General features: G+C 69.6%; 18 protein-coding genes and 1 pseudogene. 5 read left to right on the forward strand and 14 right to left on the reverse strand.

The genetic code is table 11. The features are described from left to right. The first annotated feature begins 3 nt into the window (after positions 1–3). The 3 genes from DN051_RS38765 to DN051_RS38775 all read left to right on the forward strand — a co-directional run bounded on the left by DN051_RS38765 (position 4) and on the right by DN051_RS38775 (position 3635). On the forward strand, positions 4–981 hold the full coding sequence (locus DN051_RS38765) for a 2-hydroxyacid dehydrogenase (RefSeq protein ID WP_246040765.1): 978 nt from the start codon (positions 4–6) through the stop codon (positions 979–981). A 123-nt stretch (positions 982–1104) separates the two neighbouring features. Beyond that, entirely contained in the window at positions 1105–2016 is a 912-nt protein-coding gene (locus DN051_RS38770; protein ID WP_246040766.1) for a 5-dehydro-4-deoxyglucarate dehydratase, read from the forward strand. A 413-nt stretch (positions 2017–2429) separates the two neighbouring features. Beyond that, positions 2430–3635, forward strand: coding sequence for a hypothetical protein (locus tag DN051_RS38775; RefSeq protein ID WP_112441576.1), 1206 nt, complete (start codon positions 2430–2432; stop codon positions 3633–3635). A gap of 239 nt (positions 3636–3874) precedes the next feature. Here the strand turns inward: DN051_RS38775 and DN051_RS38780 are convergent, their stop codons facing one another. From DN051_RS38780 to DN051_RS38790, 3 genes are all read right to left on the reverse strand, one after another. Then, positions 3875–4534, reverse strand: coding sequence for an SMI1/KNR4 family protein (locus tag DN051_RS38780; RefSeq protein WP_053756397.1), 660 nt, complete (start codon positions 4532–4534; stop codon positions 3875–3877). A gap of 76 nt (positions 4535–4610) precedes the next feature. Beyond that, the gene (locus tag DN051_RS38785) at positions 4611–4970 is read right to left on the reverse strand and encodes a hypothetical protein (RefSeq protein WP_112441578.1); all 360 of its coding nucleotides are present in this window, start codon (positions 4968–4970) and stop codon (positions 4611–4613) included. Positions 4971–5291: 321 nt separating this feature from the next. Further along, on the reverse strand, positions 5292–6020 hold the full coding sequence (locus DN051_RS38790; RefSeq protein WP_112441580.1) for a TetR/AcrR family transcriptional regulator: 729 nt from the start codon (positions 6018–6020) through the stop codon (positions 5292–5294). Between the two features lie 143 nt (positions 6021–6163). Between DN051_RS38790 and DN051_RS38795 the strand changes: the two genes are divergently transcribed. Further along, positions 6164–7102 (forward strand): NAD-dependent epimerase/dehydratase family protein, encoded by a 939-nt coding sequence (locus tag DN051_RS38795; protein ID WP_112441582.1) that lies wholly within the window; start codon positions 6164–6166, stop codon positions 7100–7102. 256 nt (positions 7103–7358) lie between these two features. Here the strand turns inward: DN051_RS38795 and DN051_RS38800 are convergent, their stop codons facing one another. From DN051_RS38800 to DN051_RS45995, 9 genes and pseudogenes are all read right to left on the reverse strand, one after another. Then, a complete protein-coding gene (locus DN051_RS38800) occupies positions 7359–8081 on the reverse strand; it encodes a hypothetical protein (protein ID WP_112441584.1) in 723 nt (240 codons plus the stop codon). Between the two features lie 371 nt (positions 8082–8452). After that, positions 8453–8616 (reverse strand): annotated as a pseudogene (locus tag DN051_RS47925) (Tn3 family transposase); the annotation flags it as partial. Positions 8617–8641: 25 nt separating this feature from the next. Continuing rightward, positions 8642–10183, reverse strand: a complete 1542-nt coding sequence (locus tag DN051_RS46820) for a DUF2637 domain-containing protein (protein ID WP_246040767.1) — start codon at positions 10181–10183, stop codon at positions 8642–8644. A gap of 167 nt (positions 10184–10350) precedes the next feature. Next, positions 10351–12192: an AfsR/SARP family transcriptional regulator gene (locus DN051_RS38815; RefSeq protein ID WP_112441588.1), complete on the reverse strand. Its 1842-nt coding sequence runs from the start codon at positions 12190–12192 to the stop codon at positions 10351–10353. A 701-nt stretch (positions 12193–12893) separates the two neighbouring features. Then, positions 12894–13451, reverse strand: coding sequence for a hypothetical protein (locus DN051_RS38820; RefSeq protein WP_112442805.1), 558 nt, complete (start codon positions 13449–13451; stop codon positions 12894–12896). 281 nt (positions 13452–13732) lie between these two features. Continuing rightward, positions 13733–13915: a hypothetical protein gene (locus DN051_RS38825; RefSeq protein ID WP_112441590.1), complete on the reverse strand. Its 183-nt coding sequence runs from the start codon at positions 13913–13915 to the stop codon at positions 13733–13735. A gap of 600 nt (positions 13916–14515) precedes the next feature. Continuing rightward, positions 14516–15343 carry a replication-relaxation family protein gene (locus DN051_RS38830; protein ID WP_246040768.1) on the reverse strand — a complete coding sequence of 276 codons (828 nt, stop codon included), beginning with the start codon at positions 15341–15343 and terminating at the stop codon, positions 14516–14518. 236 nt (positions 15344–15579) lie between these two features. After that, positions 15580–18219: an ATP/GTP-binding protein gene (locus DN051_RS38835; RefSeq protein WP_112441594.1), complete on the reverse strand. Its 2640-nt coding sequence runs from the start codon at positions 18217–18219 to the stop codon at positions 15580–15582. Next, positions 18195–18797 (reverse strand): hypothetical protein, encoded by a 603-nt coding sequence (locus tag DN051_RS45995; protein ID WP_246040769.1) that lies wholly within the window; start codon positions 18795–18797, stop codon positions 18195–18197. Before DN051_RS45995 ends, DN051_RS38835 begins: the two co-directional genes overlap by 25 nt. 252 nt (positions 18798–19049) lie before the next feature. Between DN051_RS45995 and DN051_RS38845 the strand changes: the two genes are divergently transcribed. Next, entirely contained in the window at positions 19050–19556 is a 507-nt protein-coding gene (locus DN051_RS38845) for an NUDIX hydrolase (protein WP_112441598.1), read from the forward strand. Positions 19557–19948: 392 nt separating this feature from the next. Here DN051_RS38845 and DN051_RS38850 read toward each other — a convergent pair whose 3' ends face one another. Further along, positions 19949–21094 (reverse strand): C40 family peptidase, encoded by a 1146-nt coding sequence (locus DN051_RS38850; RefSeq protein ID WP_112442807.1) that lies wholly within the window; start codon positions 21092–21094, stop codon positions 19949–19951. A 5-nt stretch (positions 21095–21099) separates the two neighbouring features. Next, positions 21100–23871, reverse strand: coding sequence for a hypothetical protein (locus DN051_RS38855; RefSeq protein WP_112441599.1), 2772 nt, complete (start codon positions 23869–23871; stop codon positions 21100–21102). Position 23872: the final 1 nt, after the last annotated feature.

Genomic DNA, 23872 nt, shown 5'->3' on the forward strand with positions numbered 1-23872 from the left:
ATCATGCTCAACCACCGCATCCTGAGCCGGTTCCACGAACCGCTCACAGCGCGCACCGAGGGCCGGCACACCTGGCTGGAGTCCAGCCACTGGCCCGCGGCACGGATCTCCGACGCCATCAACGACATCGAGGTGTATGTCGGTTCGCACCTGAGTGCCGAAGACGCCCGGCGCGCCGACCGGCTCGGTCTCGTCCATGTCGTCGGCGCCGGCTACGACGGCATCCCGCTGGACGCGCTCGGCCCGCAGGTGGCCGTCGCGACCACGCACCATCACGGCCGTTCCATCGCCGAGCACGTGCTCATGTCCGTCATGATGCTGTCCCGTGACGTCCTGAACGCCGACCGCGCACTGCGGGCCGGACACTGGCGCAACGTGGCCGTCGATCCAGAACTGCCGTTCGGGACGACGGTGGAGGGCCGCCGGATGGGCATCATCGGGTTCGGTGAGACCGGCACCGAAGTCGCCCGGCTCTGCCAGGCAGTGGGCCTGCGAATACGCGCCGTGCGCCGCAACCCCTCCGCACCGATCCCCGACGACCTGCGGACCGACTGGATCGGCGGCAATGACCGACTGCCCGACCTGCTGGCCGAATCCGACGTCGTGGTGGTCACCGTCCCTCTCAGCCCAGAGACCCGCGGACTGATCGGCCGCGACGAACTTGCGGCCATGAGACCGCAAAGCCTGCTGATCAACGTGTCCCGCGGGCCGGTGGTGCAAGAGGAGGCGCTCTACCAGGCGCTCGACTCCGGCACCATCGCCGGCGCCGCTCTGGACGTGTGGTGGTCCGGCCCGCCGGCAGTGCCCAGTCGGTTGCCGTTCCACCGCCTGCCCAACGTGCTGATGACCCCCCACCACTCAGGCCACACCACCGATACCTTCGCCGCGCGCGCGGCGGAGATCGCCGACAACATCAACCGGCTGGAGCAGGGCCGACCACTCGCCAACGTGGTGCGCCCGAGCGCTTCAACGCCGGCCTGACCCGACACCCCCGCCCCCTGCTCCGGGCCCCCCGAAAGCAGGCCGCCGCCCGGCATCCGCCGACTCCGGCCGCTGTCCCACCCGTCCACCGCTGCACCGCTGCCCCAGACAATGGAGACCCCCATGCTTGAAGGCGTCCTCTTCTTTCCCGTCACGCCCTTCACCGACATCGGCGAGGTCGACCTCGCCGCGCTGCACCAGCACGTATCGGCCGGAGTCGACGCCGGCCCCGGCGGAGTGTTCGTCGCCTGCGGCACCGGCGAGTTCCACGCTCTGGACGTCGAGGAGTTCACCGCGGTGGTACGGACCGCCGTCGACGCGGTCGCCGGACGAGCCCCGGTCTACGCCGGAGCAGGCGGCGCGCTCGGGCTGGCCCGGCACTTCGCCCGGGCGGCAGCGGAAGCCGGCGCGGACGGCCTGCTGCTCATGCCGCCCTACCTGGTCGAGTCGCCCGCCGAAGGACTCGTCGCCTACACTCATGCGGTCGCTGAGGAGACCTCCCTCCCGGTCATCGTCTACAACCGGGCGAACGCGCGATTCGATGAGCAGACGGCGGCGGAAGTGGCCCAACTGCCCACGGTGACGGGCCTCAAGGACGGCACCGGCGACCTCGATCTCGTGGCTCGCATCATCCCCGCCGTACGCGAGGCCCTGCGCGAGTCCGGCAAGGACTTCCAGTTCTTCAACGGCATGCCCACCGCCGAAGCGAGCCAACTGGCCTACCGGGCCCTGGGCGTGGAGCTGTACTCCTCGGCCGCGTTCGCCTTCGCCCCAGACATCTCCCTCGCCTTCCACCGGGCCGTCGAGGAGAGCGACCACGAGCGCATCGACGCGTTGCAGCGGGCCTTCTTCCACCCGCTGGTCAGGCTGCGCAAGCGGGCACCGGGGTACGCGGTGGCCCTGGTGAAGGCAGGAGTGACCCTCGAGGGGAGCAAGGCCGGGCCGGTTCGCCCGCCGCTCACGTCACTCGGTGCGGGGGAGATCGAGGAACTGGCGGCCATCATCGCCGAGGGGCGTGCCGTACTCACCTCCTGACCAGGCGCCAGACAGGCGCGGTCCCAGGGGGGGGCGCATGTGCGCCGGCCTCGTCGGCACCGATGGACACTGTCCGAGCAGTCGAGAGGCCGGCTAGGCGTTCGCCCCGTACGGGGCAGCGCGGCGGCGTGGCCCGGACAGGCCGAGGCAGCGCGAAGTCCTTGCCACGCGGAAGTGGCCGGGCTTCGCCTGGCCGGACCGTGGTGAGGCGGGCGTCGGGGGCATGAGACCGGTGAGGTCGCATGTTCCGGCGACGCGTATGCGCCAGCCGATGGCAATTCGAATGACGCCGTGACGGCGCCGCCCGCTTTCGCACAGCAAATGAGTGCCCCGTCCCGCAGTTCGGTCGTGGCGTCGAGTTCTTGATCGCTGCGAGGTCGAACTGCGGGTCCTTGGGGCACTAGCATCCGCGAATGAGGAACATCGAGATGTTGGTGCCCGGCGCAGGGCAGGCCGACATCGCTGGCCTAGTGGAGCTTGACGCCGACGAACTCGCTCTATACGTGGCCGAGCCGGCGCACCCGTGGTGGCGCCGCAGGCCCTGCGCGCACGCGCTGGCCGAGCGGGTACCGGAACGGCATGTCGCCAACTTGATCTCACGCGTGTGCGATCCGGACGATGTGGCCGAGGTTCGCATCGCGCTTCTCGACCTTCTCGCGGGCCGGGCGGAGCTGCTGCCTTGGCTGAAGCACGAAGACCGGCAGCACGAGCGTTCGTACGGGATGCCCGAGGCGATCCTCAAGACACGCGGCATGCTCGGCGATCGCTCGGCCGCACGTGGGTTGGCATCGCTCGCGGCTTCTCCGTGGCCGCGTTGGCGCGGGGTCGGCGAGGCCGGGCTGGACGCGCTGGTGATCCGGTACGGGGTGGAGGTGGTCCTGGCCGACCTCGGCGACAAGCGGCCCGAGGACCGTGCCTTCCACGTCCGGATGCGGCATCGGGCCGGAGCGGACGTGACTGACGCGCTGGCGGACCCCGATTGTGGTGTCGCGTACCTGGCCCAGTCGCTGCTGTCGGATCCGAAACGAATCCGCGGCTACCTCGACGAGGCGCTGACGGTCGAGGCGAAGCTCTGGTCCGCATACGCGCTGCATCGCCTCACCGGCGACGCTGATGAGACCCGACTCATCTACGACACCCTGGGGCGCCCGCGGATCGAGATAGCCGGTCTGGACGACGAACTCCGAAGCGCGATCCTGCATGAGTACGCGAGCGGCTGCGAACGACAGAGCGATCCGCGGTGGCGTATCGAAGCCCTCTGCACCGAGCCACCCATCCGTCCCGACCAGGACGAGCAGCTCCGCCGGGCAACGGCCGTGCTGACTGAAGCGGGCCTCGCGCCGATGCCTCCTGTCTCCTGCGGCGAGCACAACCAGCAGGGAGGCGGGACCTATCACGTGATCGAGTTCGGCGAGAGCGAGCTGTTCATCAGTACCCTCGGCCGGTTCGCCACTGGCGCCGACACGGACCTGACTGCCCGTCAGTCCCTTGAATCGGCCGGCTTCCGCTGGATCGATGAGACCACCGGCGCGATCCGAGTCACTGGCCTGTGCGTCTACTACTTCGGCAAGCGCGAACCCGTCACCATCGACACCCTGCTGTTCTACTGGCAGGACTAGGCCGTGTCCGGTGAATCGTCATTCGATCCTGGAACGGGGCCGACTTCCTTGATCGTTTGGTCGCGTGGGACGGGGCGATCTGACGAGCGAGGAGTGGGCGCGGCTCTTGCCGCAACCTGCCTGCTACCGCCGCTCGGCGTCGCCGCCGCGAACCGCCCGGACCGCTTCCCGCGACCGTTCCGCTGGTCGGCGGGCAGGCTCACCTCAAGTTCCTCTCGGCAGCACGCAACGTCACCTGATCAAACACCCCGCTCGGGCACTGAGGCTGCTGCCCACGATTCAGCACGCCAACCCGGTAGTTCCTTGTCCAGCCATTCTTCGACGGTCCGCCGCCACGGATCGGTGGAGTCACTCTCGACAGCATCGGCCCAGGTATCCGCCGCCAAGTCCGGCTCCACGAACAGGCTGTGGAGGTAGGCGCCGAAGTCGTCAGCGACTTTGGTAAATACCCCCTTCGGCAGGTATCCCGGGATAGGGATGCCATGTACGAAGGCATGGAGCTGGCCATGGGTGGCCGGGTTCAGGTCCAGGAACAGGGTGTCGCTCCCGCCGTTGCGGGCTATCGGAAGAAGGCCGGCCAGTGAGACCTCCTGAGCGAGCCACCCATCACGGCTGCGGCGGTACTCGCCCAGCAGAGTGCCCCAGCCGTAATCACCATCATCGTCACGGCCGAGCTGGTAGAGGTCGTCGAAACTCTGGAACGGCTCCGGTTCACAAGCTGGCAAACGAACCGAGTACGTCAGCCTCTTCCCGCCCGCCGCCTCCAGGAACGAGCGATAGGAAGACGGCAGCGGCAAGCCGATCGCCCATTCAAGCCGTTCAACCTCATCGACCTCGAATGGCTTGAACGGCCCCACGACGAGGCGGCCTCGATACCAGCGCGACAACTGCTCCGACATGGCCTGATTTTCGCACTCCGTTGCATCCCTTGGTCCTCCCCAGCCCCCGAGCTCCTGGACGCCGAGCTGAGCACCTTCATCGGCTCTGCGCCTGCACCGTCAGAGTCAGTGGTTCAGCAGTCGCTCGCGAGTTCGGCGGCCCGGCGCCGTCGCGGATCTCGCCGTCGAGCTCTACAGCGGGCGTCCAGGCCGGGTCCGGCACCTTGAGGACCGCATGGTGGATGGCGTCGGTCATGGTCACGCCGACCGAGTACGACAGCCACTGGCCATGCTTGGCGAGCCAGGCGACGAACTCGTAGGTACCGCCGTAGGAGTTGGTAAGGATCCCCGTTTGCCGTCCGTGTCGCAGCCGTCTCGGTAGCTGGGCCATGTCCAGCTTGGTGGATTCGATGTGGTCGCTCGCGGTGTTGCAGCCCGCGTTGCCGGGCCGCAGCATGACGACGACCGGTTCGCCGGGTCCCCCGCGGCCGTGGTCGACGAACTCCTGGCGGGTGAAGGCCGAAGGTCTACTTCAGGTCGCGGCGGCGTCCCGCTCCCGGAGTACGTGCTGACGAGGATCCCGCCGATGTCCATGCTCACGTTTCTGCCCGCGTCCGGGCGCTGCTGGCCCGGCCGACTGCCCATACGTGGGCAGGGGCACTTTTCGCGTTTGTGATGAAGCCTCGGACAGCTCACCTCATGACAGCGCGAGTTTGTCTCCGCGGCAGTGGCAGTGATCGTTCCGGCAAGCGTGTGGGCCAGCGGATTTGAGTCAACATCAGGTGCCGAGGCCAAGTGCTGCGCCGACGCGGCGCGCTTCGTGGTCGAAGAAGGCGCGGGGGTCGGCGATGATCTCGTGGCGGTGGCCGAAGAGCTCGAAGGAGATGGCGCCGAAGAGATATGTCCAGGCCATCAGGCTGCCCATGACCAGTTCGGCCGGGGTGTCCGGGGGGAGTCCGCTGAGCAGCGGCGCCAATGACTGCCGGGCGTCGTCGGGCATTGCGGGCCGGGTGGCTTCCGGCCGATGGCCGTCCTTGCCCTGTGCGTCGGTGAAGAGGGCGCCGATCAGGTAGGGGACCCTAGTCGCCTGCGCCACGGTGTCCTGAGGGGCGGCGTAACCGGGCACAGGCGACCCGTAGATCAGCGCGTATTCGTGCGGATGTGCCAGCGCCCAGTCCCGCACCGCGTGGCAGACGCCGACCCAGCGCTCCAGCATGTCCGCCGGCTCGGTGTCAGCTGTGCCCAGTGCGGCGTGGGCGGCCTCTGCGGCGTTACTCAAGGAGGTGTAGCCGTCCAGGATGAGTGCGGTGAGCAGGGCGTCGCGGCTCGGGAAGTAGCGGTAGAGCGCGGAAGCGGAAGCCAGGCCGAGCTCTCTGGCGACGGCGCGAAGCGAGAGCGCGGCCGCTCCGCCCTCAGCGAGCTGTGTGCGGGCCACCGCCTTGATCTCCGCGGTGAACTCGATCCGGGCCCGTTCCCGCGCTGTGGGCGTCTTTCGAGGGGTGGACATGGGGCCATCCTCGCATGGATCGGCAAAAACGAGAACGCCGGACGCAACCGAGAACAGTGTTCTTGACAGTCTCCCGGCGCTGCGTCAGTCTCTCGACATCGACCAAAGCGAGAACACTGTTCTCTCGTGCTCCGGAGGAAACCGTGAGTAAGCACCTGATCGTCGGCATGGGGCCCATCGGCTCGGCCACCGCGCGACTGCTCGCCGCGCGCGGCGAGGAGGTCGTCCTGGTCAGCCGATCCGGAGCAACGCCCGCGACAGCAGACCTGCCCGGTGTACGGTCCGTGCGCCTGGACGCCACTCAATCCGCCGCACTGGCCGAACTGGCCACTGGAGCGGCCGTGCTGTACAACTGCGCCAACCCCGCTTACCACCGCTGGGCAACGGACTGGCCTCCGCTCGCTACCGCTCTGCTGGCCGCCGCTGAACGCTCCGGAGCCGTCCTGGCCACGGTCGGCAACCTGTACGGTTACGGCGCGGTCACCGCCGCGATGACCGAGGACACCCCGCTCGCCCCCAACTCCGAGAAGGGCCGGGTACGCGCCCGGATGTGGGAGGACGCGCTCGCCCTGCACCGCGCCGGACGCATCCGGACCACCGAGATCCGCAGTTCCGACTACATCGGCCCGCACGCCCAGAGCCCGCTCGGGGCCCGCGTGGTGCCACGGCTGCTGGCCGGCCGCGACGTCCAGGTGCTGTGCAGCCCTGACACCGCCCACAGCTGGACCTACACCGAGGACGCCGCCCGGCTGCTGGTCGCAGTAGGCGGTGAGGAAAAGGCATGGGGCCGGCCCTGGCACGTCCCCAGCAACCCGCCCCGTACTCAGCGCGAGGCCATTGCCGACCTCGCGGAGGCCGCGGGAGTCGCGCCGGTCCGAGTCGGTCAAATCCCGGCCGTCATCACGTCGATGCTGGGCCTGGTCAACCCGACCGTGCGAGCCCTGCGCGAGGTCGCTTACCAGCTCGAACGGCCCTTCGTGATGGACGCGCGCGCGGCCACCGCCGCCTTCGGCCTCAAGCCCACCCCCTGGACCGAGGTGCTCACCGCTACTGCGGACGCCTACCGAACACCGAACGTCTAACCGGTCGTCTCAGAAGGCGTTGTGATGACCTGGGTGCAGACGCGGCCCTGATGTGGTGGGCGTTCTTCCTGTGCGCCGGACGGAACGGTCGCCGGCCGGTGGTGTTCGCAAGGTTCGATGGGAAAAATTCCAGTTTCGAGAGGACTTTGGCGAACGACGACCTGCGGAAACGTGATCGCTTAAAAGGCTCTCGCAGAGCTCTCACAGATGGTCATTTGTGAGAACGGAAGGAGACGCGAACCGGGACCTCGAACCCCTACGGACATCTCAGAGCCGATGCCGCCAAGCTCTCGGAGGGCGGGCAGTCCTGCGGTGTGCCGTTCACCAGCCACGAACCGTTCCACTCGATGTTCCACACCTCACCACGGAGGTTCTCGAACTCCACGAAACTCCCAGGGGAGTCTTCAAGGAGACTGAGCTCCCTCAGCAGCACGTCGTACGTAGTGAACCCGCGGGAGGGACCCACGCTGCCGCCGCCGGTCTTTGTGTTCTCATACCGCATCCTGAGGTACGGGACCGGCGGCCGGGTGATGACCGTCGGTCGTAGCATTCGCTTGAACCGCAGGACAGCCACCTCCAGGTTCTCGTCCCCGCGGAACTCGCACTGATACGCGGGGAAGACCGCTGAGACGAGCTCGTTCAAGTCCTCATTCCGGCCGTGGTGGTATCCGTGCACCGGGGGTGAAGCCGCGGCCACGGCATCGAACTGGTAGGTCCCGTAGGAGAACCCGGGGACGACCGCGAGCGGCCGGGCGTCGGATCCGCGCCCGAGCTGGTGCTGCCTCGCAAAGGTGAGAACGGCCCTCGCAAGGCCTTTGTCGTGTGCATCGATCGAGTTCATTTGGTAGGCCCAGCACCCGTCGACGTCCATGGCCAGGGAGAACACGAAGCGCGACATGGGCGACCATCGCCAGGCCTTGGGCAGGCCGGGTACCTCTTCGACGTTCCCGATATCCGTGACAGCCTGTTCGATGTCCATGTCTGCTGACAGTACAGATTTGAGCGCCCACGGTTGAATGCGACCGGGTCGGCTTGCGAAACCGGATCCGTGGCGAGGCCGACTGCCCGTGAAGATGGCTACATGGACGATCTTCTGAGTCGTCCTCGTCGACCTCGATCGCATCTGGGTCGCGCAGCGGTCGTAAGCCGCCGTCGGCCGGGATGGAGGGGGGTGAAGCTGCAGCGGCCGAGCACGTTGAGCTTGCGATGCTGGAGAGGGGACAGCCGTGCGATGTCCTTCTCGCCAGCGGGGCGACCTCAGCTTCGATGTACTGGGTGTTGCAGAGCAGCATGGCGTTCAGGACCAGGCCGAGCGCACCGAGCTGGTCCTCCAGGGCGTCCCGGCACGCCTGGGGCGGTGCTGATGGTCCGCACCGGGGCGACGAACCGCGGACCGTCGACCGAGGCCAGCAGGCTGTTCCCCAGTACTGCACGATCGGCACCTGGCCCTGGGCCTCGATCAGTGCGGCGTTCGCCGCGGCGATGGTGTCGGCGCGCGGGTAGAACTGGTCGACGTCCTTGCTTAGGCCTCCCTCATGTCTATCGGCCGTCGGGAGTGTGGTGGTGGGCGAGTGCTTTCCAGCGGCGTTCGAAGTCCCGGGTGCGGTCGCTGATGTAGTGGGTGGTGACGGGCTTGTTGTGCTGTGCGGCGATGCCGCGGTTCGCGCATTCTTGCGCGATCGCTTCGGGTGATGGGGTGTCACCGATTGCTCGCTGCTCGGACCAGATGGTGTACAGACGGAACGGCAGCAGGTATCGGCGCAGGGTTGATGGGTTGACCGGGCCTTGCTTTCGGCCGTGTATGCCTTGGTCGTGGAGGTAGGTGGAGAGCTGTCGGGCTGTGGGTTCGCTTCCGTATGTGGTCTGGTAGTTGATCCAGGCGAGGTAGTAGCGGTCGACGGTGGTGAGCGCGGGGTCTTCGGCCGCGTGGTTCTGGTGTAGTGGTAATGGGTGGTTGGTCGCGGTGCTTGTCCTGGGGCTGTGAATGTCTGGGGTCGGGGGGACGTTTACAGCGGTGAGTGAGGGATCATCCTGATTCGGGTGGTGGTTGTTGGCGGCAGGATGCTGTCCGCCTGAGTCTGGGGTTGGTTCGTTGCCTTGGTTGTTGGAGACGCCGGCGGGTCGGAGATGGTGGGCGGGCAGCGGCCTCTCGTAATCCGCGGCCTTCTGGGCATGCTGTTGGGCGTTGTCGTGGCGGCCCTGGTTCCGGGCTTGTGTCATGGTCTGCGTTGGTGGGTTGGCTGCGGTGTGGCTGTGGGTGCGGGCCCCATGGAGCCGGTCAATTGGTGGTGCGGCGTTCCGTAGCGGCGTTGACTTCTGGCGCGGCTGTGTTGTCGGGGCTCGGGGTGCTCGTGGAGTGGGCGTTTGCCGTGGTGCACGTGCCGGAGCTGGCGAACCGGGAGGTTGCGGGTGTGCTGCGCCGGTTGGCGGCTGACGGCTGGGCGGTAGTGGGCCGGGCTTGATGTCGCCGGCGGCCAGGCCCGAGGGGGCCGTCTCCGCGAGGGGGACGCCGTACTTGGCCAGGCGCAGGGGCATCAGGGCCTCGACGGGGGCCTTGCGGCGCCAGGCGCGGCCGTAGCGGGAGCGCAGGCGGGCCTGGTAGACGAGCCGTTCCTGCTCCAGCTTGATCACCTGGTCGTAGGAGCGCAGCTCCCACAGCTTCATCCGGCGCCAGAGCAGGAACGTGGGCACGGGGGAGAGCAGCCAGCGGGTGAGGCGGACGCCCTCCATGTGCTTGTCCGCGGTGATGTCGGCGATCCGGCCGATCGCGTGGCGGGCGGCCTCGACCGACACCACGAACAGGATCGGGATGACGCCGTGCATGCCCACGCCGAGCGGGTCCGGCCAGGCCGCCGCGCCGTTGAAGGCGATCGTCGCCGCCGTCAGCAGCCAGGCTGTCTGCCGCAGCAGCGGGAAGGGTATGCGGATCCAGGTCAGCAGCAGGTCCAGGGCCAGCAGGACGCAGATACCCGCGTCGATGCCGATCGGGAAGACGTAACTGAAGTCCCCGAAGCCCTTTCTGACGGCTAATTCTCGTACGGCGGCGTAGGAACCGGCGAAGCCGATACCCGCGATGGTCATGGTACCGAGGGTGATCACACCGGTGAGGAGGCGGTGAGCGCGGGGCAGCCGTCGTGGCGCGGTGGGCAACTGCGGGGCCCATGGTGACTGCCGCCCGCCCGAGGAGCCTGCCCTGTCACGGTGGGGGTGGTTGACGTGCCTCGGGCAGCGGCTTGGCCGGGGCGGGCTCATGCCTGGTGTGGGGGTGTTGGTGCGGGGGCGAGTAGTGCGTGGATCAGCTGTTGGGTTTCGGGTTCGAGTGGGGTGTCGAGGTGGCGGCTGATTTGTTGCAGGCGGCTGATGGCGGTGTGGACACCCCGGCGGTTTCCGGCGGTGTGTTCGATGTGCAGCCAGTCCCGGTAGAGGACTTCGGCTGTGTCGTCGGCGTCGAGTCCGGTGGCGACGGCCTGTCGGGCCTGGCTGAGGTTGTGGTGGGGGCCTTCGGTGGTGCGGTGCGCGGCTACGGTGTGGGCGACTTCAACGATTTTGGTGGTGATGTCCTGTTGGAAGGGTTCGGCCCAGGCGGGGGGTTTGTGTCCGAAGGGGCGACCGCGGACGAGGGCGAGGGCGTCTTCCAAGGCGGGGAGGGACGCGGACTCGTTGGGGAGGTACTGGTCGGTGAGGTGCTGGAAGCGGCCCCAGTCGCTGTGGATGGCTGGGTGGAGGCGGTAGGGGTCGTCGCCGTGGCGGCGGCGGGGGACGTAGGGGGTGCCGTCGGGGGCTTTGCCGAGGGCGCGGCGCAGTTCCTGTACGCGGGCGTTGAGGGTGCTGGTGGTCCACGGGGCGGCGGGATCCATGGCGTGGCACAGTGCGTCGGCGGTGTGGTGTGGGCGGAAGCAGAGCAGGGCCGCGAGTTGGGCGACGCGGGGTCCGTGGCCGGTGGTGGGCACGTTGTCGACCTCGATGGGGCCCAGGACCCGGATCTTCGGGCTGAGTGAGATGTCCGGACCGTCTTCTGGGCTGCCGGTGGTATGCGTGTGGCGGGCTAGGGGACTGGCGCTCGCGGCGTTGCGGGGGCTTGCCGCTGGCGCCGTGCGGTGGTCGGCGGACACGGACGCTGGATGGGGAGCCGGCGGGTGCTTCGGGCCTGGTGTGCTGGTGGCGGCGAGCAGTGCTGGGAATACGGAGTTGTCAGGCGTGTTGGTGCCGGGCTCTGGGGTTTGAGCACTGCCGCCAGCAGGACCGGTGCCGGTCTGCACTGCGGCTGATGCGCCGAGCCGGTGGTCGGGTGGCGGCGGCTTGGACCTGACCTTCTTCGCCTGGTGCGGACGCGGGGTCTCTTGCTCCTGATGGTCTGTCGGTTGAGTGATGTTGGTGAGGTCGGTGGGGTGCAGGTGCTGCAGGGTGGCGGTGCGGCCGGTTTCGGGCACGGGCTGGGGCCCGGGGGCCGCGGCGTCGAGTAGCGGCGCTTGGGGGAGCAGTTTGGTCATGTGGCGGGTGGTGGGGCAGACCAGGGTGAGGGTGTGGGGGCGGGGTGTGTCCAGGAGGGTGGTGATGTGGGTGGTGGAGTCGGTATCGAGTGGGTCTGCGCATAGGAGCAGTTGTGGGCGTTGCCGGAGGCCGGGGTGTTGGTGGGCTTGGAGGAGGTGGTCGGTGAGGGTGCGCAGTGCCGTTGCCGCGTCGGGCTGGTGGGTGATGGCGGCGCGGGGAAGTAGCCGGGGGAGATCGTCGCCGAAGCCGATGGTGGTGATGTCGGCTTCGGGTGCCCAGGGGCTCATGCCGAGTTCGACGGCGAGGCTGGTGAGGAAAGCGGTGATGTCGTCCTTTCGGCCGTCGAGGAGCAGTGCGGGTTGCTGCAGCAGGTTGATCAGGAGCAGGTCACCGGCTTCGGTGTGGCCGATGGTGACGAGCCCTGGGCTGGGTGGTGACACGTCGTGGGCGGCGAGTGGGGTGAGCAGGGGTGCGTCGTCGGCCAGGGTCCACCAGCCGTCGTCCCCTTCAGCGAACGGTTGTTGCGGCGTGTCAGCAGGTTCCGCAGGCAGGACCTCGATGATGCCGGTGCCGAGGAGGGCGGCTCGGATGCCGGGCATAGCGGGTCCGTCGGCGTGGGTCGTACGGTCGGCGAGGGTACGAAGGGCGAGGTCCAGTCGGGCTGCGGCATCCGCGGGCTGACCGGCCTCGCATGTGCTTGGGCCGCTCTTCGGGTTGGACCGGCTGCGGCGTCTGCGGACGCGGTGCAGCGCCAGTCCGGTGGTGACTGCGGCAGCGGCCAGCGCCAACACCCCTAGGACCAGGTGCAAGCTGCCGGACCCACCCCGCGCACTGCGTGAGGCGGCGGTGCTGGAGCCGTCTGCGCCTGGCGCCGACGGTTGTGGTGACGGCTGTGTGCCGCCTTCGCTCGGCTGCGGTACGGCGGACCCGGTGGCGGAGGGAACGGGGCTGCTCGTCGGCTGTCCCGGTGCTTGAGACCCGGACGGGCCGGAGTCTGGTGACCCGGAGGGACGCTGCCCGCCGTGAACGTCTTCGACGACACGGTGAACGTCGAGCATTGCCGCATCCAGCGTGAGGATCTTCGGGGCCGCCAGCTGCGCGCCGTCTGCCAGTGCCAGGTCGGGATCGCTGGGGTTGGGGTGGGCAGGATGGCCGCCGGCCGGCTGAGTGGTTGCGGCTTGCGGCGTGGCGTCCGCCGGCGCCATGCCGCAGACGGCTGTGGCGATCAGTGCGGCTACGGCGGTGGCGACCAGGCGCGGGGCGGCCGGCAGGGCGCGTGGGAGATGGCCCGTTGGGGCCCTCATGGCGTGATCCTGATGGTCGCGGTGTCGAACTGGGGCAGGTGGAAGCCCATGTGGCGGGTGCCGGCCGGCGGTTCGGGGAACTGCATGAAGACGCGGACGTGTTCTCCGGGTTTGAGCGAGGACAGGCCCATGGTGGTCAGTGGCCGGCCGTCGGTGTCGCGCAGCACGTAGTAGCGCTTGCGAGCGCGTTGGTCCACGAGAGTTGCGCCACCCAGTGACTGGCCGTTGCGCAGCACGTCTTGCTCGTTGCCGCGCAGTCCGGCCGGTACCTCGACGGTCTCGGCGCTGTCATTGCTCAGGGTGCCGCGGACGGTGAGGAAGCCGCCGGCGTCCCGCTCTGCGGCGGTGAGCGTCAGCCGCAGGCCGTGCTGGCCCTGCAGTTCGGCCAGGGCCTCTGCGCCGTTCGGTGATTGCTCCCGGGACGTTTCGCCCTGAGCCTTGCCGACGGCGGCCGCGGCGGCTCGGTCCTTCGGGGCAGCCGTCTCGGCGCCGTCGGCCCCGGTGGTGCAGCCCGCCATGCCCAGGAGGAGACAGACACCCAGAGCGAGTGCCACCCACGGAGCCTGCCGAAGCGGCCGGGTCGGTACCCGGCCTGGTCCCGGCTTGCGGGTCGCCGGCCGTGTGGGACCCGAATCCGGTGCCGTTGCCGCGGGGAGCCGGGGGTGGCCGGAGCGGTGGGTGCCGGGGTGGAGGGCCTGCGGCTGGCTGCGGCCCGTGGGGACGGTGGCGGCGGCTACCGTGTCGCGTGCGGTGTCGCGGTCGGTGGTTCTGCTGCTGGTGGTGCTGGATGCTGCCGGGGTGTCGGGGGTGGCCGGTTTCCCGGTCCGGACGGCCTTCATGGCCGGTCCCTGTGAGGGCGAGGCCAGACGGTGATGACGTCGCCGTCGTGAGTGACGTGCCGGTGGGGCAGCTGGTGGCGGACGTGGTCGGCGGCGGAGGTGTCGAAGTCGGTGGCGGAGGTGAGAACCAATGCGTCACCGGTGAACGAGGCCATTTCGGTACCGACCGGCCAGGTCACCTCCGTTAAGTCTTCTGGGATGCGAACAGTAGGTGTGGGCTGGGACATCGTTCTTCCTTCTTCTGGGCAGCAAAAATTGATTACTTGGTGGAACAGGGATCGCTCCCGTAAACGAAAATAGTTGTTCGCGTCAGCAAAGTGCAAGGGGGTGGTGGGGTGTGTGGGTGTCCTGTGACATTCCCAGGACGATCTGCCCGCTCAACGGGGCGTACCTGCGGAGGGTTGGTGCGGCGGTTGTCGGACCGGACCGTGGAACGTGCCTCACCGGCCTCTGCCGGTTTTTCGCCCGGGCAGGCAGGACGGCTTGTGCGCGTTTCCCCACCGGGCGGTGGAGGGTGCGTTGTGCCTGGCCGGACCGGGTGGGGCGCAGAAGGCGTCAGCGGCTCTGACCGGGTGCGGGCAGGGGAGCCGGGGGTGTGCTGCGCGCCGCCGCCCGATTCTGGCCGGCTCTGTGGCTGCTCGCCGGGCCTGTCGCTGTGCGCAGGACGGTCTGCGCGGCTGCCCTGCCCATTTTGCGACGGGACTGCTCACCCCTGCTGAGCGGTTGGAGGTGCGTGAGCGTGGGGACTGGCGGGCATGGCGCGGCGTCGTGTGGGCCGGTCACAGGTGGGCCCATGACGTAGGTTCGCCGGAAACGAGTGGTGTCCACACCTTTGCGTAAGGCCCGTGGGTTTCCAGATCTTCCAGGACGGCCGCGCCCAGCGGCACGGTACGGGCCATGGTGGCCACGTGCGGGTGTTGAGCAGTCATGGCCTTCAGGTCGCTGATCCGGTTTTCGAGGGTGCGGCGGGAGGCGTTGGTCAGGACGAACAGGACCCGTGGAAAGACGGGGTACCAGCGCAGCCAGGCCGGCCCGGGCCGTGCGGTCGCGGTGTGCTGGTGGTGGCGTGCCCGGGTCATGGATTGCGGGGTGTGGGTGAACAGGCGGGCGTAGTCGATGAGTTTCGTGGCGAGGCGTTCGCTGCTCATGGTGGTGCGGTCGATCTCGAGGAATGCCCGGAGTTTGGTACGCCCGCCGGAGCCGGTGAGCGTGTAGTGCAGGACGGCGTCGGCGATGACGCGTTCGCCGTCGCCGATGGGGTGGGCGACTTCGGGTGTCCAGTCGAAGGGGCCGTGTTCGTCGCCTCGCCGCCGGGCGTCGGCAGCGAAGGCGAGGTGGGTGCGCAACACGGCAAGGGTGTGTGGGATCTTCAGTGACGCGGCCTCCGGGGAGTGCACCGTGAAGGGCGGCCTGCCACGTAGTTCGGGCAGGTCGCGGGTCAGCCGGGCGCCTTCTCCGGTCAGGTACCAGACGCGGGTGCGGTGGGAGCTGGGCAGCACGGTGAAGTCGACAAGGCCGAGTCTGCGCAGCTTGTTGAGGGGTGCGGAGACGGTCGGCCGGGAGACGTCGGGGCGCAGCAGGGGGATGAGTTGCCGGGTGGTGGCCATACGGTGCAGGGCCAGGCCGGCGAGGAGTAGGTGCGGCAGGGATTCTCCGGGGCTGGAGGTGTGCCCCGGCCGCAGCGTTGCGGGCGCGGGGGCCGGTGGGCTGGCAGCAGCAGGGGTGGTCGACTCGGGCGGGTGGGGGAGCGGAGGCTCACCAGGTTCCGGGCCCGACGCCGGGGCAGGGCGGGGGCCTTGGCCGGTGGGGCAGGGGCGGGTGTGTTCGAAGGCCGTGTGCATGGTCACTGGTATCCCTTCGAGGTGTCGCGGCGTGCGCCGGCCGGGTCGGCAGTCGGGTGCTGGGTGAGGAAGGCGTGGACCCGACCGAGCTGAGTGCTCGCCCGCGCGGCGTGCTCGGCCATCGGCTGGGCGTCGGCGTTGGTGCGGGCGGCACGCCGGAGGGCGGCGGCCTGGTGGGGGCGGGCCTGGTCGGCGAAGACGTCGTCGAGATGAGGGCCGGTGATCTGGAGCGGGCCGGTGCGGCGGCCGCGGACGGTGAGCGAGATGTAGTGCTCGTACCGGTCCAGGGCGGCGACGATGTGCGGGCTGGGCTTCTCACCCCATTCCGCGGTGATCGGTGCGATCGCGGTATGGGAACCGGCGGTGGTCGCCAGAGTGGACGCGTTCTGCACCAATGACAGCCGCACCGGGCCGGGCAGGCGGGCCAGGAGCTGGGTCATGCCGTGGACGTGGACCTTGTACTTGCGGAAGTCCTCGAACATGGCGGCGATGGTTTCGGGCGCCGCGCCGGTGAGGGTGATCAGTTCGTCGAAGTAGGCGCGGAACGGAACCCGTTGCTTCTCCGGGGTGTCACGGCGGGAGCGGACAGCCCGCAGCAGGTCACGGGCGAGGAGTGCGGTGATGAGCCGGTCGGTGGGCCCGTTGCCACCCGGGCACACCCACACGATCATGCGGGAGTCCATGGCGGCGCGGATGTCGTAGACGCCGGCGCCCTGGCCGAGGAAGGCGCGGGTGACCGGGTTGGCGGCCAAGCGCGCGAGGGGGTTGAGGACGACGACGAAGCTGTCGGCTGGCAGAGTGGGGAACACGGTCTGCCACCAGGAACGGGTCTCCGCGTCCAGCCGTTCCTGCACGGCGGCGAGTGCCGCGGTGCGAAACGATTCGTCGGTCAGCAGGGATCGCACGTGAAAGAGGGTGGCCTGGTCCCCGGGCCGCCCTGCAGTGCATGCGGCCTCGTTGACCGTCACCAGCACCGTCAGCGCGGCCGTGAGGATGGTCAGGGCGCGGGGAGCTGTGGCGTCGTCCCAGGCGAGCGCGGCGGCATAGGCATCGGCGGTCGTCTCGACGACCTCGTGCGCGGCCTGGCCGTGGTGCATGCCGATCGGATTCCACGAACTCACCCGGGTCGCAGCCCCGCCCGAGTTGAGGTCGATCAGCGCGATCCGCTGCATCAGCGTCTCATGGGCGAGGAAGGGCACAGCACGGGGCCAGGAATCGCGGTGGGGGTCGACGAACAACAGTCCGCCCCCGGCATGCGCCCAGCCGACCGCTTGCGCCAGGGCACGTTCGGTCTTGCCTCCGCCGGCCTTGCCCACCCCGACCTCGAACAAGGTCTCCTCAGCGTAGGTGGCCACCAGGCGGCGTCGCCCGTCCGGTCCGCGATGGATGCCCTGCAGCAGCAGCCCGGGATCCCCGTGCGCGAAGGCCGGCAGATCAGCTGCCAGCAGCGGCAGCCGGCAGTGCACCGTCGGCGGTTTGAGCAGCCCGGTCACCTCGTCCAGGCGCACCCAGTTGGGACGCGGCGGCTGGCAGTGCCCCAGCCGCCAGCGGCGCTCGAAAGAACGCCGACTGGGCCAGCGGTCCGCGCCGAAGCGCCACGGGCCCACTCGCAGCCCACGCATCGCCCACCGCGACCCGCCACCGAACACATCCAACGCGGCCTGCATCTGCGCCAGCCTGGCCTGCGCGCGTCCTTGTGTGTTCGACGCGCACATCACCAGCAGCTGCACCCGTACCAGATGGTCGTCCTCGGCCAGTTTGCCCAGCGCGTCGGCCGCCTCCACCCGGCGTGGGACGGGCGGCATGACCACACGATTGCCACCACCGCTTGTCCCACCGCCGTGTTTACCGCCGACGAGCTGCTGCAGCTGCCAGGTCAGTGAGTCCCGGATGGTGCCCGCATCCTCGCGAGCCCACCGGGCGGCCCGCTGCGTCTCCCTCCGTTCCATGCGCCGGGCCTGGCCCATCAGCTGCAGGCGACGCGCCCGCAGGACCCACTTGGGAGCCCGCTGGATGTCGAGCCGGATCTCCGCCAGATCACCCAGCTCCGCGCGCAGGTCGCAGACAGCATCGACCAGCGGCTGCAGCGGGTCCGGCTGCAGCGGAACGTCCCGCAGGGGTGCGGTGGGCCTGCCCCGCAGGATGAACTCGGCCCGCACCACGTGCTTTCGGGGCTTATCCGCAAGGGGACGGGCCCGGTGCACGATGACGGCCGGCCCGAACGGAGTGATCGACAAGAGCCGTTCCCCGCCGGCCGGGCCCTCAACGCGGTACATAAGTGGCGACGTACCATCCGCGCGCAGCCGGATCTGCACCGCCTTCGCCCGGCGCGGAGCCCACCACGGCATGCTCGTCGACGCCCGAGCCAACTGCACCCCGCGGCGAAAGATCTCCTCCAGAGCGGGGTCGAAGTGCCGCGACGCGGTCAGTTCCAGGGCCATCCGCTCAGCCGAGGCCTTCCGCGCCAGGCGGCGCACCACCACCTCGCCCGCCGCCCACACGGCGATGACGCCCGCCGCGAACGCCCACCAGTGGGCGGCAACCCGGCCGGCCGTCTCGATGAGGCCCGTGAACAGTGCGAACACCGTGCCGGTGACCGATTCGCCGGCCTGGCCGGTCAAGTTCGGAGCTGCGGCGTCCACCGGGAGCCTCCCTTCAGCATCGTGGTCCGGGAGAAATGCACCTGGCTGATGCGGCCGTCGCTGAAGGCGCCTGCGCGGTCCGCACCGGCCCACACCAGGTGCACCACCGCCCGACCATCCGCACCGTCACGCCTTGCGATGCCCGCCTGAATGCGGAACCGCGCCGTGGCGAACGCAGGCGCCAGCCCCTGCCCGGCGGAGGAGAAGACGTCCGGCCACCGGGCACGACCGAACCCGGTTGCGTCCGCACGCAGAATGGCGCGCCCGGCGTCCAGCAACTCGCGTTCGTCCCCGGCGGAAAGGTCCGGCGGCCAGGCAGCCTCCAAAGCCCTCTGCACGGCCGCGTCGCCGGCCTGCCCGTCGCCGCGCGGGGGCAGCGCCCGCCCGGTGGCCGGCTGCGGTGTCGAAAGGGCCGTCGCGTACTGCAGAGCCGGAGGCGTCGCTGATGCCGCCCTGCTGCCGTGGCCGGGGTGTCCAGGAGGAGAAAGCGAGGAGGCGTGGCCGTCAGGCGCGGCGACAGGCGGCGGTTCCGCAGGCCCGGGTGCGCTGGAATGGCGGGGCAGAGCCAGCAGGACCATCCCGCCCACCGCCAGGACCAAGGCGGTGACCAGCAGCGGGCGAGGCGACTGTATCCAGGCCACGTGTTCGCGGCAGAGTTGCCGGTCAGCGCAGCGAGAGCCGGCCGTGAGGGACGCCAGTTTGGTCGAGTCCTTGGTGGATTCATCCCGCTGAGCCGTTGCTGTGCGTCGGAGGCGAGAGTGGCCGGTCTGGCCTGCCGGAGTGTGATCTCGGCGGGGGATGCCGCCGGTTTCCTCTGGCGTCGTGTGCCCATGAGCGAGTATGTCGCACGGGTGGACGAGCGTGACGAGGTCATCGCGCTCGTGGACAGGAGGGAGGCGATCCGCCGCGGGTGGCTGCACCGCGTCGCGACCATCGTGTGCCGTGATCTTGCAGGGCGGATCCTTGTCCACCGCCGCCCCGACGGCACCTCGCTCTTTCCCGGGCAGCTCAACTGGATGCTCGGCGGCGCCGTGGACGTCGGCGAGTCGTATGAAGACGCCGCCGCACGTGAGTTGGCGGAGGAACTCGGAGTTCATTCCAGTCCTCGATTCGTATTCAAGTTCTTGTGCGCGGGTGCTATCAGCCCGTACTGGATGGGCCTGCACGAGACGGTTGTCACGCAGACCGTCCGGCCGGACGCCGCGGAGGTCGCCTGGCACACCTGGCTGACCGAGCCCGAACTGGCCGACCTGGTCCGTGACCAGGCCTTCGTTCCAGACGCCCGCGAAGCCTTCGACCGCTACCGCAGCCTCCAGCGGCAGGTTGACACCGGCTGAGCTGTGAGGCGGCGGTGCGCACTGACACCGTCTGCCCGGCCGTAGCCGACGATGCGGCAGTCGACCGGTGGACAGGGCCCGCTCGGGCCCTGTCAGGCGCTTTGGAGGCTGCCGCCAGAGGGCAGCGTCTGCCTGAGTGAAGGGCTGGTCACCTGGGTCGACGGTGCCGACATCCGCAACGCGCTGCTCCAACAGACCACGGCAGCGGTTCAACCCTGCTTGCTCGTCTCGTGGCGAAGCCCGGCTCAGGGCAACGAGGCAGATCAAGTCCGCCGGGGCCGGCATTGCGCGCACAGTGCGTAAGGCGCGCTGCTGGCGCAGGGTCCGTGATGCAGCCGCAGAGCCCGCGAGAAGCCGCAAGGCGCCAGGAGAACCTGCGGGCAGATTGGCGGTCATAGCAGCCTGGCTCCTCCCGCATAGCCGGACATCGCGTCGACCGTGTCAACCCGAACGACCGTGTCCGGCCGGGGTGCGTTGACCATCTGGCCGCTGCCGACGTAGATCCCGACGTGGTAGATGGTCGAGTCGCGGCCCGGCGCGTACGCGAAGAACACCAGATCACCCGGCTCGAGCGCGCCGGTGCCAAGTCCTGCGGGGATACGCCTGCCCACGCCGGCCTGAGCGGCCGCGGTGCGCGGCAGTTGCACGCCCACTTTGGCGTAGGCGTAGGTGGTCAGGCCCGAGCAGTCGAAGCCTTTGATGTGCGCGCCGCTCTTGCCGCTGGGTGTGCAACAGATCCCGTAGGACCTACCGGTCGCGTTGCCGCCACCCCACGAATACGGCACGCCCCGCTGGGACAGGGCCGCCTCGATGACGGTACGGACCTTGCCGGTCACGTTTTTCAGACCCGGGTCCTTCGCGGCTGCCGTGTACTGGTCGATCCGCCCCAGGACGTTGGCGACGTACGCACTCGAGCGGTTGTACTGGAAGAGCGCGGCCTTGAGCTGGCCTCGCTGGGTGAGGTCACGGCCTCCACCGCACAGATACACGGCTGCACCGAGCGCGGCGTCGTCGGCGTTGTGCGGGTCGGCCTTCTTGTCCCCGTTCGCGTCCCGTCCGGCGCCATCCCAGGTGGAGGGCAGGAACTGGAACGGGCCGACGGCGCGTTCTCCGGTGTCGGTGCCGTCCCAGCGGCCCTTGTCGGTGTCGGGGAACACGGTGGTGTTGCCACCGGCTCCGGAGCCGTTGAGGAGGACCCCGTAGATCCGCGGGCGGATGTCTCCGGACGTGGTGATGGTTCGTCCGGTGGCGTGATGGGACTCGACCTTGGCGATCCCGGCCAGGATCGGCCAGCGCATGCCCCGGCAGTCAGGCACGTGCCGGCGCACAAGTGTGGCGGCCTTCTTGTAGGCGGCCAGCATCCGGGCGGGAATGTCCGACACCGAGCCGCTCTCGGCCGTCTGGGCCGTGTCCTGGCGTGCGGTATGGAGTGCCACGTACGCGCTGATCGCGTTCGATACCGGAGCCGCGCAGCACACGGCGGTGAACAGCAGCAGCACGATCACACAACCCCAGCGCCCCGGACGCCGTCGGCGCATGCGCTTCACTCGCGCTCACCGCCCTCGTTCCTGCGCCGCGCCCTGTCACGGCGGAGGCGTTCGGCCTCGGGCTCGGTCCTGCGCATCAGGTCCCGCATGCGGGCGCGGGCCTCATCGCGCGCGCGGCTCCGCGCGCTCCCACCGCCCGGAAGGACCGCCCCCGTCGGTGGCGGACTACCACTTGCTGCCCGCTGCGGGGACGACGTCGTGGGCGGACCCGGCCATGCAGAGGCGGCTCCGGTCGACGATGCCGGCGCACTGGTCCGCGCCGAGTCCGACGTCCGAGGGCTCGGAGTCCGGGAGGTCGGTGGGCTGCCGACACGGGCCGTCTGCTGCGCGGGCCGCGACCCCGGGGCGGGCGTCGGTGCCGCTGTACCGGGAAGGCGACGGCCGGGGGTGAATGGGCCGGGTCCGCCGCGGTCGTCGGTGCTGTCCCGAAGGACATGTGAGATGTGCCGGCCGGTCTCGGCCCAAGCCCGGCCGTCTTCGCGCACGGTGTTGCCCCATACCCGCACCTGCTGTCGGGCATCCTGCGCGTGGCGGGATCCGCCCGAGCGGGCCCGGCGGAGGTCTGCGGGCAGGCCGACCGTTGCCCCGTAAGCGGCCCGGCCGCCGCGTTGGAGGATGCGATACCCGCGAAAGCGGACCAGCCGGTTGTGGGCGCGGGTGGACAGCAGGGTCCGGTCGGCCTGCTGGTCGTGCAGCACCCTGCCCGAGGAGCGGTCGATGACCTGACCGCTTTCATCCCGGTAGCGGTCGGGCGGACCGCCAGGCCGGTGCGGGCCACCACCGCTCGCACCGCCTCCAGGACCTCCCTGCCCGCCACCGGTTGGGCCGGTATCGCCGTCGGCGGTGGGCTTGCGCCACTTCGCCAACTGCTCCCGGTCCGGCCTGCGTCCGATCAGCAGCCAGTGCGTACCCTTCACACCGAGCCGTGCGCCCAGGCCGCCCACGGCCGCCGCCGCGGTGAGCGGGGCCAGACCGCGCCTGGCTTCGGCGGTCGCGTCGGCGAGCACCGCACCGGTGTCGACCGGCATGCCCGCCCCGTCGACCATGGAGGAGAGCGCGCCCATCAGCCGCTGCCGGGTACCCAGCATCCCGAACCGGCCGCCGCCTACGCCACCCGTGAAGGCACGCAACCCGCCCCCGTATCCGCCCGTTGCGGCGGGGGAGTTCATAGCGAGGGCGGCGCCGAGTTCGGAGGTGTCGCCGGGCAGGTGGGTGCCGCCGACCTTGGCGTAGCGCATCCGCATGGCCATACGCCGGCCGAAGGAAGCGATCCCGGCCAACAGCCTGCGGTGCCCGGCCGCGCCGGCGATGGCCAGCACGTCGATCAGCAGGATCCGCTCGACGACGAGGTCGGGTCCGTCGGTGATGACGGCGTCCACGGCGATGCCGAAGAACGGCAGATACGCGCAGACGCCGACCACGGCCAGGACCGCGATCCCCCACAGCGACAGCCACTTCCACACGGACTGACGGGGCGGGCCGGGCAGCATGCCCGCCACGAAGACGACGCTGCCGGCGGCCGCGGCCGCCACGCAGATGCCTTGAGTGCCGAGCAGAACGATTGCGCTGGACAGCAGCATGCCGCAGATGAACAGCGCCGCGATCAGCAGCAGGGCAGCCCCGCCCACCCGCCACCAGGTCGGCTGTTCCGCATACGCGGCAGCCGCCTTGCCGACCGAGCCGGCCTTCTTCATGTCCTGCAAGAACGCGGCGAACTCCCGGTCCTCATCGGTGACAAGGGCATTCGACGTATCCAGCAGCTCCCCGCCGGGCGTCAGTGACGGCAGCTCGTCACCGCCGGGAACGCCTTCCTGAAAGCCGCGCTCGCAGTACGCCCTGCCCGGCCCGCGGATCTTGCCGCAGACCTCCTTCCCCTCCCGCGTGACCTTCGCGCCCACCTGGTAGCCGCCGGTGATCCACTTGAGGTGAACGGCGTAGGCCCGGCGGTCGGCAGGCTTGCCGGGGTCGAGGATGCGTCCGTACTGCAGCATCATGTACGGCTTGACGATCAGCGCGTTGGTGACCGAGTCCTGTATCGGACGGGCGACGTCCTCGGCTGCGGCAGGACGCTCGCTCTCGCGCTGCAGGCACTTCAGCTCCTGTTGCCCGGCCATCCCGTCGCACGGGCCCGCGCTGGCGAGTTTTCCGCCCCAGTCGTAGGAGGCCACCGTCTCGTGGGCGACCTCGGCGGCCACCTGCTGGCTCTGCCCCAGGGGTCCGTCGGAGGCGAGCAGGTAATCGGGGCGGACGAACACGGACGCCGCGAACGCCGCGATCAGCAGGGTCAGGAAGATCTCGCCCAGGCCTCGACCGACCCGCCCGCGCACGATCATGAAGCCGGCGAACACGAACGCCCAGGCCAGCAGCAGCCCTTTCACCCCGAGTGTGTCGACCACCAGCCGGGTGTAGACGTCGGCGACCTTTTCTGCCGGGTCGGTGAGGACCTTCAGCAGCGGGAACCGGAACGCTACCTCGATCGCCCACCCCGCAAGGCCCACCAGGATCCGGATCAGGGTGAACAGACCGGACAGGGCAAACGCCAAGGCCTGGGTCTCGAAGGCCACGATGGAGCCGCCGTCGGCGTTCAGTTCGTACCCGTTGATCGGCACCCCTTCGGACGAGGTGATGTTCAACGGAGCGAGCAGGTCTCCTGTTTCGCTGCTGCTGCCCGCCGCATGGACGACCTGACTGTTGACCAGGACGAACACACCGGTGAGCAGCACGACGAAGCCGACCGAACGTAAGGTGCCTCGGTCCGCGCGCACCACC

Source organism: Streptomyces cadmiisoli, from assembly GCF_003261055.1.
GTDB lineage: Bacteria > Actinomycetota > Actinomycetes > Streptomycetales > Streptomycetaceae > Streptomyces > Streptomyces cadmiisoli.